The sequence below is a fragment of the Thermoactinomyces daqus genome (assembly GCF_000763315.1).
In the GTDB taxonomy this organism is placed as follows: Bacteria; Bacillota; Bacilli; order Thermoactinomycetales; family Thermoactinomycetaceae; genus Thermoactinomyces_A; species Thermoactinomyces_A daqus.
Genome location: NZ_JPST01000065.1, coordinates 1 through 15,239 on the forward strand (window position 1 = coordinate 1; position 15,239 = coordinate 15,239).

General features: G+C 50.9%; 20 protein-coding genes. 3 read left to right on the top strand and 17 right to left on the bottom strand.

What is annotated here, in order from left to right:
• Positions 1-20: 20 nt before the first annotated feature.
• The 8 genes from spoIIIAG to JG50_RS0117270 form a co-directional block, all read right to left on the bottom strand.
• The gene (gene spoIIIAG, locus JG50_RS0117235) at positions 21-647 is read right to left on the bottom strand and encodes a stage III sporulation protein AG (protein WP_033102358.1); all 627 of its coding nucleotides are present in this window, start codon (positions 645-647) and stop codon (positions 21-23) included.
• Positions 648-658: 11 nt separating this feature from the next.
• Positions 659-1,297, bottom strand: coding sequence for a stage III sporulation protein AF (spoIIIAF, locus tag JG50_RS0117240; protein WP_033102359.1), 639 nt, complete (start codon positions 1,295-1,297; stop codon positions 659-661).
• A gap of 9 nt (positions 1,298-1,306) precedes the next feature.
• The gene (gene spoIIIAE / locus JG50_RS0117245; protein ID WP_033102360.1) at positions 1,307-2,509 is read right to left on the bottom strand and encodes a stage III sporulation protein AE; all 1,203 of its coding nucleotides are present in this window, start codon (positions 2,507-2,509) and stop codon (positions 1,307-1,309) included.
• Positions 2,510-2,521: 12 nt separating this feature from the next.
• A complete protein-coding gene (gene spoIIIAD, locus JG50_RS0117250; protein ID WP_033102361.1) occupies positions 2,522-2,911 on the bottom strand; it encodes a stage III sporulation protein AD in 390 nt (129 codons plus the stop codon).
• 15 nt (positions 2,912-2,926) lie between these two features.
• Entirely contained in the window at positions 2,927-3,133 is a 207-nt protein-coding gene (spoIIIAC, locus tag JG50_RS0117255) for a stage III sporulation protein AC (protein ID WP_033102362.1), read from the bottom strand.
• A gap of 21 nt (positions 3,134-3,154) precedes the next feature.
• Positions 3,155-3,673, bottom strand: coding sequence for a stage III sporulation protein SpoIIIAB (spoIIIAB, locus tag JG50_RS0117260; RefSeq protein ID WP_033102363.1), 519 nt, complete (start codon positions 3,671-3,673; stop codon positions 3,155-3,157).
• On the bottom strand, positions 3,670-4,644 hold the full coding sequence (spoIIIAA, locus tag JG50_RS0117265) for a stage III sporulation protein AA (RefSeq protein ID WP_033102371.1): 975 nt from the start codon (positions 4,642-4,644) through the stop codon (positions 3,670-3,672). Before spoIIIAA ends, spoIIIAB begins: the two co-directional genes overlap by 4 nt.
• Positions 4,645-4,771: 127 nt before the next feature.
• Positions 4,772-5,179: a CD1247 N-terminal domain-containing protein gene (locus JG50_RS0117270; protein ID WP_052154457.1), complete on the bottom strand. Its 408-nt coding sequence runs from the start codon at positions 5,177-5,179 to the stop codon at positions 4,772-4,774.
• A gap of 139 nt (positions 5,180-5,318) precedes the next feature.
• On the opposite strand from JG50_RS0117270, the gene JG50_RS0117275 reads away from it, so the two are divergent.
• The 3 genes from JG50_RS0117275 (at position 5,319) to JG50_RS0117285 (ending at position 7,997) form a co-directional block, all read left to right on the top strand.
• A complete protein-coding gene (locus tag JG50_RS0117275) occupies positions 5,319-6,596 on the top strand; it encodes an MFS transporter (protein WP_052154458.1) in 1,278 nt (425 codons plus the stop codon).
• A 74-nt stretch (positions 6,597-6,670) separates the two neighbouring features.
• On the top strand, positions 6,671-7,483 hold the full coding sequence (comA, locus tag JG50_RS0117280; RefSeq protein WP_052154459.1) for a phosphosulfolactate synthase: 813 nt from the start codon (positions 6,671-6,673) through the stop codon (positions 7,481-7,483).
• Positions 7,484-7,541: 58 nt separating this feature from the next.
• Positions 7,542-7,997, top strand: a complete 456-nt coding sequence (locus JG50_RS0117285) for a DUF441 domain-containing protein (protein ID WP_033102364.1) — start codon at positions 7,542-7,544, stop codon at positions 7,995-7,997.
• A 44-nt stretch (positions 7,998-8,041) separates the two neighbouring features.
• Here JG50_RS0117285 and JG50_RS0117290 read toward each other — a convergent pair whose 3' ends face one another.
• The 9 genes from JG50_RS0117290 to JG50_RS0117320 all read right to left on the bottom strand — a co-directional run bounded on the left by JG50_RS0117290 (position 8,042) and on the right by JG50_RS0117320 (position 15,208).
• Positions 8,042-9,202, bottom strand: a complete 1,161-nt coding sequence (locus tag JG50_RS0117290; RefSeq protein WP_033102365.1) for a conserved virulence factor C family protein — start codon at positions 9,200-9,202, stop codon at positions 8,042-8,044.
• Between the two features lie 74 nt (positions 9,203-9,276).
• Positions 9,277-9,834: an elongation factor P gene (efp, locus tag JG50_RS0117295; protein ID WP_033102366.1), complete on the bottom strand. Its 558-nt coding sequence runs from the start codon at positions 9,832-9,834 to the stop codon at positions 9,277-9,279.
• A 17-nt stretch (positions 9,835-9,851) separates the two neighbouring features.
• Positions 9,852-10,922, bottom strand: a complete 1,071-nt coding sequence (locus JG50_RS0117300) for a M24 family metallopeptidase (RefSeq protein ID WP_033102367.1) — start codon at positions 10,920-10,922, stop codon at positions 9,852-9,854.
• Between the two features lie 25 nt (positions 10,923-10,947).
• Complete coding sequence (gene aroQ / locus JG50_RS0117305; RefSeq protein WP_033102368.1) at positions 10,948-11,385, bottom strand: type II 3-dehydroquinate dehydratase; 438 nt, start codon at positions 11,383-11,385, stop codon at positions 10,948-10,950.
• A 232-nt stretch (positions 11,386-11,617) separates the two neighbouring features.
• Entirely contained in the window at positions 11,618-12,109 is a 492-nt protein-coding gene (locus tag JG50_RS20795) for a PEP-utilizing enzyme (protein ID WP_235281739.1), read from the bottom strand.
• The gene (locus JG50_RS20800; RefSeq protein ID WP_235281740.1) at positions 12,106-13,092 is read right to left on the bottom strand and encodes a PEP-utilizing enzyme; all 987 of its coding nucleotides are present in this window, start codon (positions 13,090-13,092) and stop codon (positions 12,106-12,108) included. The genes JG50_RS20795 and JG50_RS20800 overlap by 4 nt, the downstream gene beginning before the upstream one ends.
• Before the next feature lie 30 nt (positions 13,093-13,122).
• Complete coding sequence (locus JG50_RS20805) at positions 13,123-14,235, bottom strand: PEP/pyruvate-binding domain-containing protein (protein WP_235281741.1); 1,113 nt, start codon at positions 14,233-14,235, stop codon at positions 13,123-13,125.
• A gap of 173 nt (positions 14,236-14,408) precedes the next feature.
• Positions 14,409-14,870, bottom strand: coding sequence for a pyridoxamine 5'-phosphate oxidase family protein (locus JG50_RS0117315; RefSeq protein ID WP_033102369.1), 462 nt, complete (start codon positions 14,868-14,870; stop codon positions 14,409-14,411).
• Between the two features lie 107 nt (positions 14,871-14,977).
• Positions 14,978-15,208, bottom strand: coding sequence for a non-oxidative hydroxyarylic acid decarboxylases subunit D (locus tag JG50_RS0117320; protein WP_033102370.1), 231 nt, complete (start codon positions 15,206-15,208; stop codon positions 14,978-14,980).
• Between the last annotated feature and the right edge of the window lie 31 nt (positions 15,209-15,239).

The following is a 15,239-nucleotide window of genomic DNA, read 5'->3' on the forward strand; positions in this document are numbered from 1 at the left end:
CCATTACAGGAATGCTCCTTTTATCCTCTTGGCAAAACTGAAATTCGATGCAGCGGAACATCGAGTGTACGCTGGATCGCTTCAATGACCAGCGCTTTCACTTTCAGATTTTCCACGCCCCTGGCAACGACGAGCACCCCTCTCACTTTTGGCTTCAACCGTTTGACAATCACGGGCACCTCCCCGTTCTCTCCGCGGTAATACGCGGTTTTGCGATCAATGGTGTTTTGGGTGATGGAACGGTTGCCGCCATTTTTATCGCGTTCGGTGGTCACCTGCTCGGATTCGCGCTCATCGGTCTGTACCACTTCTTCTTCAGTGGAATCCAAATTCACGATGACCGAAACATCATCAACCCCGACGATCTCGCTGAGCACTTCTTTCAATTCCGTTTCATACATCCGCTCATACTCCTGCATGCTTCCACTGTCACCCCGGCTTTGCAGGGGTTTTGCCCCGGTCTCCAGCGAAGGAGGATTGCCCGTGGAAAGTTCAGGCCCGTCATTTTCCCTGACGTTGAAAAATGAGGATAAAATCATGATCATCAGCCCGACTCCGCCCATAATGATGATCAGGCCAAAGCGGTTTTTTTGCTTTTCACTCCCCCCCATTTTCCCGATGATTTGATCCAGCCATTTCTTAAACATGCTTTCACCTCCTACCCATCCGGCTGTGTAAAGGTGACGATGATCTGATCGGGAGCCAGATCCCAGCTGTCGGCGATAAAACGGGAGATGCGCTCGCCGATCCGCTGTTGTTCGTCGTTTTTGGCCCGTTGCGGACTTTCATCCCCGACTTGGATGTGTACCGGTTCGATCGGCTTCATTGCCGGATTGGCCGGATTTTCATCCGCTTTCCCTTCTTCCAGCAGAATCCGAACCTGTCTGATTTCCCATTGATTCTCCTTTTGCGCCAACGTCACATCGGCATCGGCTACCGTGATGTGAAAGTGACGGTTTATCTGATCCTTGATTTCCTGAGCCATCGCCTGCTCCGACCGGTCGCGGATCTGCTCCGTCTGGGAATGTTTCACTTTTGCGCTGTCCTCCCGGATTTGCGAAATCGGCTCCATGCCTTTTCCCGTCGGATTCATTGTTCCAAAGGCGATCCGGGACAAATCCAGATCCTTGGAAAGCAGATGGAAAATCGGCGACAAGATCGCCATGATAATCAACAGCCCCATCACCAGCTTCACATACCGGTCCAATGAATGATTGGGCAGCAGCAAATCGATAAAAGCGGCGATGAGAATCAGCAGTATCACTTGTTTTAACCAATCGCCGAGCCACTCGATCAATGTAACCACCTACCTGACCATCGCCGCGATGTTCCCGGAAGCGACGATAATCGTAATTGCCAGAAAAAACATCAGCCCGACCGTCGCCAGCGCGGCAAAAATGTAGATCAAAGTCCGGCCGATGGTCTCAAGGCTTTCGATGATCGGGCTGTTGCCCAAAGGTTGCATCACCGCCGCAGAGAAGTTGTAAATCAGCGCGAGCGAAAGAATTTTAACCGCCGGAAAGGCGCAAATCATCAGTAAAATAATGACACCCGCCAGACCGATGGTGTTTTTCACCAACAGCGAAGCGCCCACCACCGTGTCAGCCGCTTCCGAGATCGTGCGGCCGATGACCGGAACGAAATTGCCGGTAATATACTTGGCCGTGCGCAAAGTAATGCCGTCCGTCACTGCCGAAGCCGTTCCCTGAATGGACAGGACACCGAGAAATATGGTCAGCAATCCGCCAAGCAACGAGATGCTGATTTTCCGCATCAGCCCCGCCAGCTGATTTACCTTGTATTTATCCGACAAGCTGCTGACGATGCTGAGGATCGCCGAGAAAAAAAGGAGCGGAAAGACCAGGGTATAGATAAAGGTCCCAATCGTATGAATCATAAAGACGATAAACGGGTGAAACAACGTGGCCGATCCGATATTTCCCATCGTCATCATCAGTGTCAACATGAGCGGAACCAGGGCGAGCATGAAATCGATCATGCGTCCGATCGCGGTTCTCGCGGCTTCGACGGCCACATGAAAGCTGTTCACCATCAAAATAATCAAAACCAAAAACGCAATCGCATAAGCGACTTTGCTAACTTGATTTCGTTCAAAGGCCGTCTGCAGGGTCTGCAGAATCATGCTGAAAACAGTCAGGATGAGAATGCTGCCAAGCAATTTCCCGTTATAAAGAATTTCATGAAAAAAATAGCGCAGAAAAGCCAGGGCAACATCTTTGATGCTCCATTCCTTTTTGCCGGACAACAGCATGTCAAACAGGTTCGGAAAGTTTCCCCGGTCGAAAAACTGGCCGTAATCATCGCTGAGCTGGCTCCAAAACGACTCTACCTGCTTTGTCTGCAACTGGTTAAGCTGGGATCGTACGAGCTGATTGGTGATCGAAGCATCCTGTCCTTCCCCGCCTTCTTGCGCCCCGGCGATGAGCGGGGTGAACCAAAGGGCCAGGATCACCGGAAGCATCCAGAAAAATCGCCTTTTCCATCTCATACGGGTTCATCCTTACGAAGGTAAAATTTGCATAATCGTTTCGATGATCACAGTGATGATCGGAATTGCCATAACCATGATGAGAATCTTGCCGGCGAGTTCAATCTTGGATGCGATGGCTCCTTGTCCCGCATCGCGCGTCACCTGGGCGCCAAATTCAGCGATATAGGCAATGCCGATAATCTTGAGGATCGTCTCAAGGAACAAGTTGTTCACGTGCGCCTGATGGGCCAGATTTTCCAGTACGCCGATCACTTCACTGATTTTTCCGACAAGGGAAATAAAAATGATAATCCCGACAAAGGTCGCCAGCAAAAAGGCGAAAACCGGTTTTTGCTCTTTAATGACCAAGATCAGAAACGTCGTGACGAGGCCCAGACCCACCACCTGGATAATTTCCAAGCGGATCGCCTCCCATCATGCGCGAAAAAGAAACACATTTTTGATTGTTTGAAACAAATCCTGAACCAACATCGCCACCATAAACAACACCACCACAAATCCGAACAATGTCACCCAATGGGCGAAATCTTCTTTTCCCATCTGCTTTAGCACCGTGTGAATCATCGCGACGATGATCCCGATCCCTGCGATCTGGAAGACTGAATCCAAATGGTACGGCATAGTCACCCTCCATCCGCCACGTTAAATCAACAAAATTACCAATAGCGCACCGGTCAAAATCCCCATCGTTTTATACATTTTTTCATACCGTTCCTGTTCGGATCTTGCTTTGCTCTCTTCCATTTCCAGCCGGGTGGCGGCCAGCTGCAAATGATGAAGTTGATCCGCGCGACTTGAATTGCCCAGCACATGGCACAATTTCAACAGAATTTCTTTCTCTGTTTTGGACAGGGCAGTATGACGCCACTCCTCCTCGATCGCCCGGTGCAAACACTGGTATGTAGATTCACCATCCATGCTGAGCAGATTTTTGCTGCCTTTTTCGAGAATTCGCGCAAGGGCGCCGCCGGCTGTTTCAGCGATCCGGGACAGAGCGTCGGCCAATGGCCGGACTCCATAATTGATTTCCGTCTGCAACAAGGCGAGACACGAGCGCAATTCCCTTATTTGCCGCGGCCTTTCCCGGAGATTTCCGGCGAGCAAAAACCCCGCCCATGTGGAAGCGATCAGAATGAAAATCGCGCCCGCCCATTTAATCACAGGGGATGCACCTTCCGCGAACGGGACACGGACAAGTCAAGCGGTTCAAACATGTGGTTATATATCGCTTCCACCGTACCCGGTCCTTTGGAACGGCTCAGGACGATCACGCGGGAAAAAACTTCCTCCTCCATCAGCTCGGACAAGATGGGCCGCCGCCGAATCTCATCCACCGATTGGCCGTGAATGGTAACAAAGAGGCGGATCCCGGCATAGACCGCTTCATGGACGGCCTGGCTGTCTTCTTTGCTGCCGATTTCATCCACAACCAGAATGTCGGGGGACATCGAGCGGATCATCATCATCATGCCTTCTGCTTTCGGACACGCATCCAAAACATCGGTTCGCGGCCCCAGATCGTGTTGCGGCACCCCGCCCACGCTGCCGGCGATTTCAGATCGCTCATCCACAATTCCCACTTTATGCGACCGGTGATGATCTCCGCCCAGGCTCGCCAACCGTGCCAGATCGCGAATCAGCGTGGTTTTGCCGCATTGTGGCGGTGAGACGATCAGGACATTTTCCGCACGCCCATGCGGGAAAACGAACGGAATCAGTGATTCCCCCACCCCCTTGATCTGCCTGGCAATCCGCACATTAAATCCGGTGACATCGCGCAGTAGCTTTACTTTTCCTTGCTCCATCACAACCCTGCCCACCAGTCCCACCCGATGGCCTCCTTCGATGGTCACAAAACCTTTTCTCAGTTCTTCATCCATGGCATATAATGAATGATTGCTGATCAGGTTCAGTATTTTCAGGCAATCTTCTTTGCCGGGAAGAAACGAACCGCGCGGAGCATGTGTCAACTGGGCCAAATGATTGACAAACCAGGATTGCTCCGAAGTGATGATCTCCAACGGCCGATCTTGCCGAATTCTGATTTCCTCAAGAGACTCCAAAATCGTCCGGGGAAGGGATTGGATCAATTCCCGAAGAGCTAGGGGAAGAATGCGCAAAACGGGTTTGATCGACATGGAGCACCTCCTGTCCCAGAAAAATCTTTTATTCCCATTCTTATGTAAGCTTGTTCGTATTATGACAAGCATAAAAAAAGAGCGGCCTTTTCCGCTCCATCCAGATCAAAAAGGGATCCATCTATTCAGTGGCGGTAATTAAATCATCCACTTCCTCTTCGTTCACATCTTCCACTTCAAGCAGCGTATGGCATTTGGGGCAGAGGAGTTCGACGGAATCATCTTCCAAATCCTCTTCATCCAGCAGCACTTCTTCGCCGCATTCCGGGCAGACGACCTCAACCATCCCTTCATCATCCTCCTCACCATAAGTGAGAAGCTCCACATCATTCAAGTCCTCGTCAATTGCTTCCACATACTCTTCCAGTTCCGTCAGACGGCGGGCAATTTGCTCATTGGCCTCGATCAACTGATCGATGATATCGAGCAAGCGGTTTAATCCTTTATATTCAACATGGTGTTGGTGGCTGGAATCCCCCTCCAGAAGGCCCTGGATATAAGAAATTTCCCGTCTTAAACTTTCGTACATGTCATTTCACCTCATCCACTTGAGCGTTATCGTTATTGTTCCACGATTCCCGGCCAAAAATCATTCAATAACTGGCAGATAGAAAATGATTTGGCAGGGAAAGCTAAGATCAATCTGATTTGCACGAGAGGTGAACTTCATGGCTCAAGCCTCAACTGTGGAGAGCAAAGACCGTGCGCCGACTCTTTGGGCTCTCATCACTTTAAGTTTCATCCCGTTTATCATGGTTCTTGGCAATTCCATGCTCATACCCGTTTTGCCCACAGTCGGCAAAGTGCTGAACGTAACGTCTTTTCAGGTCAGCTTGTTGATTACGTTATTTTCCATTCCTGCTGCCATCGTCATTCCCTTGGCCGGCATTTTATCCGACCGGGTCGGGCGAAAAAAGGTGGTCATCCTGTGCCTCCTGCTGTACGGTCTCGGGGGCCTGTTGGCTGGATTTTCTTCCATATGGAAAGGCGGTTCTTTTACGTTGCTGCTCGCATCCCGGATCATCCAGGGCATTGGTGCAGCCGGAACAGCCCCCATCGCGATGGTTTTGGTCGGTGACCTCTACAAAAAGCAAAACCGCAGCAAAGCCCTGGGCATCATCGAAGCTTCCAACGCGATGGGAAAGGTATTGAGTCCGATCCTCGGTTCCTTGATCGCCATGATCACCTGGTATGCCATGTTTTTCGCCTTTCCCCTGCTTTGTGTGCCGGCTGCGGTCGCCCTGTGGAAACTGGTTGATGAACCGGCGGCAAAAGAAAAACCGCAGCCTCTTTCCGAGTACAAACAACATATCATAAAGATTTTTCACCGCCAGGGAAAATGGATGTCCGTCGCTTTCCTGGCCGGTGCAATCATCATGTTTACGATGTTCGGCGTTCTCTTTTATCTGTCCGATTTCCTGGAAAAAATTTATAAAATTGACGGTATGTTCAAAGGGGTCATATTGGCCATTCCGCTTCTTGCGTTATGTATGACCGCCTATCTAAGCGGTTCCCATGTGAAAGAAAAAACGAACAAAATGAAAAAATTTATCCTGATCGGCCTCGTTTTGGCCACTTTATCCGTCGCCGCAGTGCCCTGGTTTAAAAATGTGTATTGGCTGGTGGGCTGTTCCTTCTTCATCGGGATTGGCAGCGGGTTGATCCTCCCCTGTCTCAATACCCTGATCACATCGGCGATCGGACTTCAGGAACGCGGAATCATCACCGCCTTATACAACAGCGTCCGCTTTTTTGGTGTCGCATTGGGGCCACCCGTTTTCAGCAGTTTATCCAACCGGCCTTTCCCCTTATTTATCGGGCTTGGAATCATGCTGATCATTACCTTTTTCCTGGCGCTCATCTTTATCCGGCGGCCCCAGCGCCTGAAAGGGAAAGATGGGCAATCACGCCTGTTGCTGCGAAAAAAACGCCTTTCCCCTGTTTAAGCAAATGAAAAGGCACAAGGTCATTCGCCTATGCATAAACTGGAATTGAAGCCCATTTAGAGGAGGCGAATGGCTTGAAGAAAAAACAATGTATTTGGCATGAGGAGCTCACCGATCTCAGCCTGCAACGAGCTGAAAAACCCCGGCAGACCGGCCTGACCATGGTAATGGACAAAGGGCTGGGGTTAACGGCGTTTCGCGATCTGCTGGAACTTGCCGGCAGCCATCTTGATTTTATCAAGATCGGTTTTGGTACCGCCGCGGTCACTCCGGCAGACATTTTGCGGGAAAAAGCCGCACTGGCCAAGCAGCACGGCGTCTTCCTTTACCCCGGGGGAACCTTTTTTGAGATTGCTTACAGCAAAAATAAATGGGAGCTCTTCATCGAGACAGTCGCCGAACTGGGGATGGAGTGGATGGAGGTCTCGGCAGGGACGATCGATCTTCCCTCCCACGACCGGAAACAAATCATCAGGCGCTGCCGAGAGAGCGGACTCCATGTAGTAACGGAAATCGGAAAAAAGCAATCCGGTTACCTCTATCCTGTTTCTTCGTTTGTCAAAACCTATGAGGAAGATCTGGAGAGCGGAGCCTCCTACGTGATTGTGGAAGGAAGGGAAAATGGCAAGGAAATCGGCATCTTTGACCATGAGGGAAAAATCAGGTTACCCGTTCTCTACCAGCTGATTGAACAAACAAACCCCGACCGCCTGATCTGGGAGGCTCCCTGCAAAGATCAGCAAATCACGCTTTTAAAGATCCTTGGAAGCAATGCCAATTTCGGAAATATTCCGCATTACGATATTTTGGCGCTCGAATGCCTGCGGCGGGGACTCCGGGCGGATACGTTTACCGACTATTGCGGTATGATCGGTGAATTTCGTTAATAAAATAACCAAGCCCCTCATAAAGTGGTACAAACACCACAAAATAGGGGTAAATTTCATGAATCCCGATCTTTTGCTCGTCGGTCTCATTATTATTGGTATGTTAGGAAGATCGCCCATTATCTCAACTGCGGCAAGCCTTTTGCTGATGTTGAAATTTATTCACCTGGAACGTTACTTTCTTGCGCTGGAGCGCCGCGGCATGGAGTTTGGCCTTCTGTTTCTGACGATCGCCGTTCTTGTCCCTTTCGCCAGCGGACGCATTCAATCGAAAGATATCGCTCAGGTCTTCTTAACTCTCCCCGGGATCCTGGCGCTCCTCGGAGGGGCACTGGCGACATACATGAACGGAAAAGGGCTTGATCTCCTGAAAGTCGATCCACAGTTGATCGTCGGCATGGTTCTCGGCTCCATTTTCGGCATTTTATTTTTAAGGGGCATTCCAGTCGGACCGCTGATGGCCGCAGGAATCACCGCCTTTTTATTAAAACTGTTTAAATGGTGGCTAAACTGAATAGATTGCAAGCCCTTCACTTTTGGGCGAAGGGCTTTTCTCATTCACTGATTTCCGCGGTCTTCCTCTATTTTCCTCATCATCTGCTGCCACACGGTTCCGCTGGCTTCTTCTCCCCGCTCAATCCTCTCCAGCGCCATTCTGGCCTGCAAACGCACTTCAAATTCCCGGTCGTTTGCCGCATGTCGGAGTGCCGGCAGAGCCGTTTCATCGCCGATTTCATATAAAAATCTCGCCGCGCGCCACCGCACCAATTTGTTCGGGTCCGTCAACGCTTCGCACATCGCCGGAATCGCTTCTGCATACCCCAGATCCGACAACGTATCGCCTGCTGTCCGGCGCACAATCGGCGACGCATCTTTCAAAGCGCGATAAAGAAAGGGAAGCACCTCTTTGTTTTCCAATAACCCCAGGTAAACCACCGCCAAGCGGCGAATTGCAGCGTTGGAATCGGACAGGGCCAGATCCAAAATGTCGGTATCATCCAGACTGGGTTCAAACTGTTCCAGGGCTGCATACCGCTTTTTCCAATCCTCCTCGCGAAAAGCGGCGAGCACTTCTTCCCTGCTGATGGCCGTTTTTTGCTTCTCTTTCTCCTGATCGGAAGCAAAGGCGAGTTCCACCAGGCGCTTGAGGCGCTCTTCATCATACGCGGCCGATATCTCTTCAACCACCTGGGCCCCCACTTCCTGAACATCGCCATAGCGCGGTTTCTGCTGCACCCATTTCCGCTCAAAAACGAGATTGGTCGTCGCCTTTTGCGCCTCCATCACGGCCTCTTTAAACCGCTCCGGCAGTCCAAACCGCGTTTCCTCCCCATTTTTTATGATTTTGACTTGCATAGGAATATCTTTAATCTGCTGAATCTGCACCTCCACTTCACCAAACGACGCATCCTCCGAAGTATCCGTCACAAGATTTCCCGTCTTCGTTTCTTTTGTCGGCTCAGTCTCTCCCAAAACGGCCCGGGCCGCCGCCAACACCGTTTCCCAGTCGGCTTTGGGATGGCGCTCAAGAGAAATAAAATCAAGAACCTGAAACACTCCGGTCACACCGTCGATGGCGACCAGTTTCCGCAGATAATCGGGGGCCCCTTCCTGCTTTTCTCTGCTCACATTATAGCTCTTGCCCGGTTCAAGCGATTCATCCAGATTCAGTTTCATCACATTCGGGCTGGGTGTTGGTTCAACTGAGACAATTTTCATTCTTCTCCTCCTCTTCACGGAAATAATACAAAACCTCCATAGCCTTTGAGCCACAGAGGTTTTTGAGGACAGACTTACGCGCGGGACACATATTCTCCGCTGCGGGTATCGACCACGAGGCGATCTCCCACGTTGATAAACAACGGAACCTGAACGACGAATCCGGTGGAAAGCTTTGCCGGTTTGCTGCCGCCGGTTGCTGTATCCCCACGGATGCCGGGATCGGTTTCCACCACTTCCAGTTCCACGGTGTTGGGCAATTGAATCCCGATTGTTTCACCCTTGTATGAGACGATGTTCACATTCATGTTTTCTTGCAGGAAATTGAGCTCATATTCCAGGCGTTCTGCCGGAAGGGTGATCTGATCGTAAGTTTCATTATCCATAAACGTGTACTCTCCGCCGCTTTCATACAGATATTGCATTTGGCGGGTTTCCACCATCGCGCGCTGCACTTTTTCACCGGCGCGGAATGTGCGCTCCTGAATATTTCCGTTGCGCAAGTTGCGCAGTTTGGAACGGACAAAGGCTGCCCCTTTCCCCGGTTTTACATGTTGAAACTCCAATACTTGCCAAACATCACCATCCAATTCGATGGTAAGGCCGGTACGAAAATCGTTTACACTGATCATGCTTGCATCCTCCAACTCTAATCGATGATAATCAATTCTTTATTGGCATGGGTGATCACTTCATTGCCGGATTCCGTAACAACGACATCGTCCTCAATGCGCACCCCGCCAAAATCAGGGAGATAAATTCCCGGTTCCACGGTAACAACCATTCCCGGGGTGAGCACCGTGTCACCCATGGTGGAAAGCCTCGGCGCTTCGTGAACTTCCAGGCCCAGCCCATGGCCGGTTCCATGGCCGAAATAATCGCCATACCCGTGTTTGCTGATGTAATCACGGGCGACGCGATCAGCCTCGCGCCCGGTCATTCCGGAACGAACCGCGGATACGGTTTGTTTGTTAGCCTCTAATACAATATTATAAATCTCTTTTTGTTTCCCGTCCGGTTTGCCGAGCACCACCGTGCGCGTGATATCGGAAGCGTATCCTTGATAATAGGCGCCAAAGTCGAGCGTTACCAGGTCACCTTTCTCCAGTTTTTTCTCACTTGCCGTTCCATGCGGCAGCGCCGAACGTTTTCCGGAAGCAACGATCGTCTCAAATGAGGATGAAGAGGCTCCCATTTCCCGCATCAGCACTTCAATGCGCAAAGCGACCTCCTTTTCTTTCATCCCCGGTTTCAGCTCCCCGATGAGGGTTTCAAAGGTGCGGTCGACGATTTTCGCGGCATCCCGGATGATCTTCAGTTCTTCCGCATCTTTGATCATGCGCATTTCTTCAACAATCCCGCTGACCGGTTCCGTTTCGATTCTGTCCAATGTGGCTTTGAGCTTCATCGCCTCGGCAAAAGTCAGATGATCCTGCTCAAAGGCCAGTTTTTTCACGCCAAGTTTCTGACATTCTTTGGCAACCGTCCCGAAAATCGACCCCGTGTGCTGAACCAATGTCATATGGGGGGCCTGCTCTTTCACCTGCGTCAAATAGCGAAAATCGGTGATCAAGATCGCTTCTGAAGCGGTGATCAACACCAGGCCCGCCGAACCCGTAAACCCGGATATGTAGCGACGGTTATACGGATTGCTGATCAAAAAGCTGTCCAAACCGGCTTCAGCCATTTTTGTGCGCAAGCGGTCAATCCTCTGTTCCATTGGTTTCACCCCGTTCTTTATCAGATTAGGTCTGGCTCCACTGCCGGACTGCCGACAGGGCCAATTCATAACTCAAGGGGCCAAAGCCGACAATTTGTCCACGGCAAACGGGCGCAGTGACAGAAGTATGCCGAAATGCCTCCCGGGCATGGATATTGGATAAGTGCACTTCAATTACGGGAACATCGACGGAAGCGATCGCATCGCGCAGAGCATAACTGTAATGGGTATAGGCACCCGGGTTGAAAATTATGTAGTCGAATCGGCTCTCTGCGCCGTGAATTTGATTGATCAGTTCCCCTTCGATGTTGCTTTGGAAACATTCGACATCCAGTCCCCACTCTCTCCCCATGGAGATCAATCGGCGATTAATCTCCGTCAAACTGGTCTGACCATAAACCTGCTTCTCCCTTTTACCCAGCAAGTTCAAGTTGGGACCGTGCAAAACAAGCACCTTCGCCACCCTATCACCTCCCCGCTTCCTCCCGTCATTGTACCACAAAATTACGGGAAAGGAGAGCAGGAGGAAGAATCTCTTCTTTTGACGGGAAACATTCATGCCTTCCGGAAGCGGCCAGTCGAGAGGTATTCCCGCTTTCACAGAAAAATTCCCCCGATCAACGAGGGAACAGGAAAAATAAAGGGGTATGAACCTTCGATTCAGATAATAGTTTAACCCCGCTATTGATTTCTATTCAACCGGCCGTTTGCGCTAAGATTTCCACAAATCCTTGATTTCCGTCCACCCGAATCCTCTGCCCGTCCTTGATCTTTCCGGTCGCCCCGTCGACTCCGACCACAGCTGGGATTCCATATTCCCGGGCCACGACGGAACCGTGTGTCATCAACCCGCCCACTTCGGTGACCAGCGCTTTGGCTGACTGGAATAACGGAGTCCAGCCGGGATCAGTATGAGGGGCAACCAGAATCTCTCCTTCGTTCAGATGAGCTTCTTCCGGTTTGAGAACAACCCGGGCGATTCCTTCTGCCACTCCGGCAGAAGCGGGAGTTCCGATCAGCGCGCCGCCGGGAAACTCTCCTTTTCTCGGGGAAGGGGTAACCACCTCTCCTTCGCTCGTCATAACCTTTGGCGGCTTTAACGTCTGATGCCATTCGTATTTTTCTTTGCGATCGGCCAGACAAGCGAAGATATCCCGATAAAACTCTCCCTTTGTCAGTTGAATCAACTCGTCAAGAGTAAAGAAAAACGCATCTTCCTTCTCGTTGGAATTCCTTTCTTCACCAGTTCTTCCGCTTCGGCCAGGATCGCTTTTTTGCATTCATCCAGAATGGAAACAAACAGATATTTGGGGTGCTCCCGCAGTTCGCCCATATAGCGGTACACCTCAATGAGACGCCGAACCCGTTTGGACTTAAAACCGCTTTGCTTTACCTGATCCATTATCCGCTGTGCCGCTTCCCGGGCTTCCTGTTCGCCACGGATAAATTTATGCCGATGTTCTCCCGACTTCACGCTGCGCATGTGTCCCAGGATGGCGGGAACCAGCCGGGTCGGTGCTTCACGCCAGCGGGGCCTTGTCAAATCGATTTCCCCCGGGCATCTCATTCCGTATTTGGCGATAAAAGCTGCAAAGGCTGCCTTGAATCGCTCTCCTCCGCGAACTTGTAAAAGCCCTTCATAAAAAGTCGCGTCGTTTGCTTTTTGCAAATATGCTTCTACCTCAGGCAATTCCCGCACCAGATCAGCCAAATCGCCGATCTCCAGCCCCATTCTGCTCGTGATATTGCCAGGGAGGGATTTATTTAATTGATGCAATTCTTTGACATCCCCCAGCATTTTCTTCAACAGAAGAAAGGCGATCGGATAACAGGCGACGTATGGCAAGAGTTTCGGGGCAATCTCCTTCCCCAAAACGCCCAATTGATGTTGCACTGCTTCCAGCCGGCTTGCCCCGCTTTTCCCCTGCAACTCTGCACGGATTTCCGATTGCTTTTTCTCCATAAAGCTTTCAACTTTGCTTTTTGCCGATTTCGGATCGCGCTTCCACAAGTTTTTCCATATATCTTTCACGATGGGAACCATCATCCGGACCATGAGTCTGATCAATCCCGGCCTGGGAGAAACCCGTTCAAACTCGGGCCGCCGAATCACTTCATCAATCGCCCGGGCGAGTCCTTCATCGAATAACTGCTCATACGCTTTGGGCACTATTCTTCTTCCCGGCTTGGTGCGAAGCAATTAGGTCGGATCAATAAAAAGACGTCCTCCTGCTTCCAAAAGAACGGATTTCGGAAAAACCGTTCGCATTACGGAGATCCCAAGCGGTTTCATGGCATCGGTCATCATTTGCATATAGCCGAATGAGACCAGGACATGCAGAGGCTCTTGCGGAAGTTCCGGCAAGGGATACAGTGATGTGACCGGACGGCTCTGCACCACAAAAATCCGTCCGTCTTCCAGACAAAACTCGATATCCTGCGGGGAACCAAAATGGGCCTCGATTCTTTTTCCCAGGTTAGCCAGCTGCACGATCTGTTCGTCTGTCAGCGCTTGCTGTCTTTGTTGGTCAAGGGGCAACTCCTTTTTCACCGTTCCCCCTTCCGGCAGGGAAAAAATCGCGATTTTCTTTTCGGCGATTTTTTTGTCGATGATCCGTCCCGCTCTCACCCTGTATAAATCCGGTGAGACGATTCCCGATACAATCGCTTCCCCCAAGCCGAAACCGGCATCGATGGAAATGATTTGGCGGTTCCCGGAAGCCGGATCAGCCGTGAACATAATCCCCGATATTTCCGGATTCACCATTCGCTGCACCACGACCGAAAGATAAACCTGGCGGTGATCAAAGCCGTTTTTGGACCTATATGAAATTGCGCGGTCGGTAAACAGAGATGCCCAGCATTTCCAGACATGACGCAACAATTCATCCTGTCCCCTGATGTTCAGGAAAGTATCCTGCTGGCCGGCGAAGGAAGCGGCAGGCAGATCCTCCGCCGTCGCACTGGAACGAACCGCATAAGCATACTCTTTTCCGACCTTTTCCCAGGCTTGAACAATTTGCTCCGCCAACCGGACAGGGATGTCCAATTGCCGGATATGTGCGCGGATGCGCTCTCCCAACTTCCGCAGCCGTGGTAAATCATTCGGGTTTACGGCATTCAGTTCATCAAGCATTGCATCCATTTCCGGGCTTGTGGCCATAAAATCCTGATAAGCGAATGTTGTCACACAAAAACCGTCCGGCACCGGAAAACCGGCCTTGGTCAATTCACCCAGGTTTGCCCCTTTCCCTCCGACAACGGAAAGGCTGGATCGATCCACCTGATCGAAAAACAAAATATATGAATCCACCCGACATATCCCCTTCCAGCCCGAACTTTAATAAGGTAAGTACTTACTTTCCTCATGTTCAGCCTAACATAGTGATATCCCATTGTAAAGCGATATATCCCAAAGACGTGTAAATGAAAAAAGAGTTGCTCTGTCTCGTCACAGAACAACTCTCGGCGAACCTGATTCCTTTATTATTTGGCCAATTCCTCCAGCGTTTCACTCCAACGGGTGAGAACCGCATCCGGATCTTTCAAATCGATTGTGACGCCTGAACGGATCTCCGCGTATTTCGCCACATCTTCGCGTGCGGAAACAACGGACGCCGCAAAACGTTCCCGCTTGTGTCTGGCCCCCGGCAATTCGGGCAATCTTTTCAAAGAGAGCCGGACATAGTGCGCTTTTCCTGCAAAGAAAACAACAAGCGTTGCTTTCCCTGTGCGGAGGATATTCGCTGTTGTAGTCGTTCCAGGCCAGAGCGCCAGGCGCAGATGCGTCCGGTCAAGCGCCAGAATTTCCCCCACACTCACCATGGCAATATGCGGCCACAGATCTTCCGTCACAGTCAGCAACATCATGGCCTCATGCTGCTTCTCCTCAAGCGACCGGCCATTGAAGAGCTGGCATAATTCTTCGGAAATCCTCTGATTTTCCATCTTTCTCACTCTTTCCTTGAACAGCATCGCTTTTGAAACAGCGAGCTTCCCGTTTCATTGCACCGGCTGTCACCTTCTTCGCAAAGGTGCTGTCACGCCAGTGGAGATCATTTGACGATCCGCTCCGGTACAGCCGGCACCTTGGTCGCACGCGGAACATCGGCAGGATCAACTTTAAACGCCTTGTTGTATTTTTTCGGATCCGTGATCGTTTCAGGTTCGGACGAACGCCAGGTAAACAGGCAAACCGGGCACTGATATACTTCCCAGGCCCCTTCAACCGGTGATTTGGTCACCACTTCCGCTTTCTTCGACTCACATCGCGGACACGTATGCATGGCTACACACTCCCTCAATAAATTAAGATTT

Excerpts from the sequence above, each read along its gene's own strand:
- spoIIIAG (WP_033102358.1), bottom strand. The coding sequence starts at position 647 with ATGTTTAAGAAATGGCTGGATCAAATCATCGGGAAAATGGGGGGGAGT.
- spoIIIAE (WP_033102360.1), bottom strand. The coding sequence starts at position 2,509 with ATGAGATGGAAAAGGCGATTTTTCTGGATGCTTCCGGTGATCCTGGCC.
- spoIIIAC (WP_033102362.1), bottom strand. The coding sequence starts at position 3,133 with ATGCCGTACCATTTGGATTCAGTCTTCCAGATCGCAGGGATCGGGATC.
- JG50_RS0117270 (WP_052154457.1), bottom strand. The coding sequence starts at position 5,179 with ATGTACGAAAGTTTAAGACGGGAAATTTCTTATATCCAGGGCCTTCTG.
- JG50_RS0117275 (WP_052154458.1), top strand. The coding sequence starts at position 5,319 with ATGGCTCAAGCCTCAACTGTGGAGAGCAAAGACCGTGCGCCGACTCTT.
- JG50_RS0117285 (WP_033102364.1), top strand. The coding sequence starts at position 7,542 with ATGAATCCCGATCTTTTGCTCGTCGGTCTCATTATTATTGGTATGTTA.
- JG50_RS0117290 (WP_033102365.1), bottom strand. The coding sequence starts at position 9,202 with ATGAAAATTGTCTCAGTTGAACCAACACCCAGCCCGAATGTGATGAAA.
- efp (WP_033102366.1), bottom strand. The coding sequence starts at position 9,834 with ATGATCAGTGTAAACGATTTTCGTACCGGCCTTACCATCGAATTGGAT.
- JG50_RS0117300 (WP_033102367.1), bottom strand. The coding sequence starts at position 10,922 with ATGGAACAGAGGATTGACCGCTTGCGCACAAAAATGGCTGAAGCCGGT.
- JG50_RS0117315 (WP_033102369.1), bottom strand. The coding sequence starts at position 14,870 with ATGGAAAATCAGAGGATTTCCGAAGAATTATGCCAGCTCTTCAATGGC.
- JG50_RS0117320 (WP_033102370.1), bottom strand. The coding sequence starts at position 15,208 with ATGCATACGTGTCCGCGATGTGAGTCGAAGAAAGCGGAAGTGGTGACC.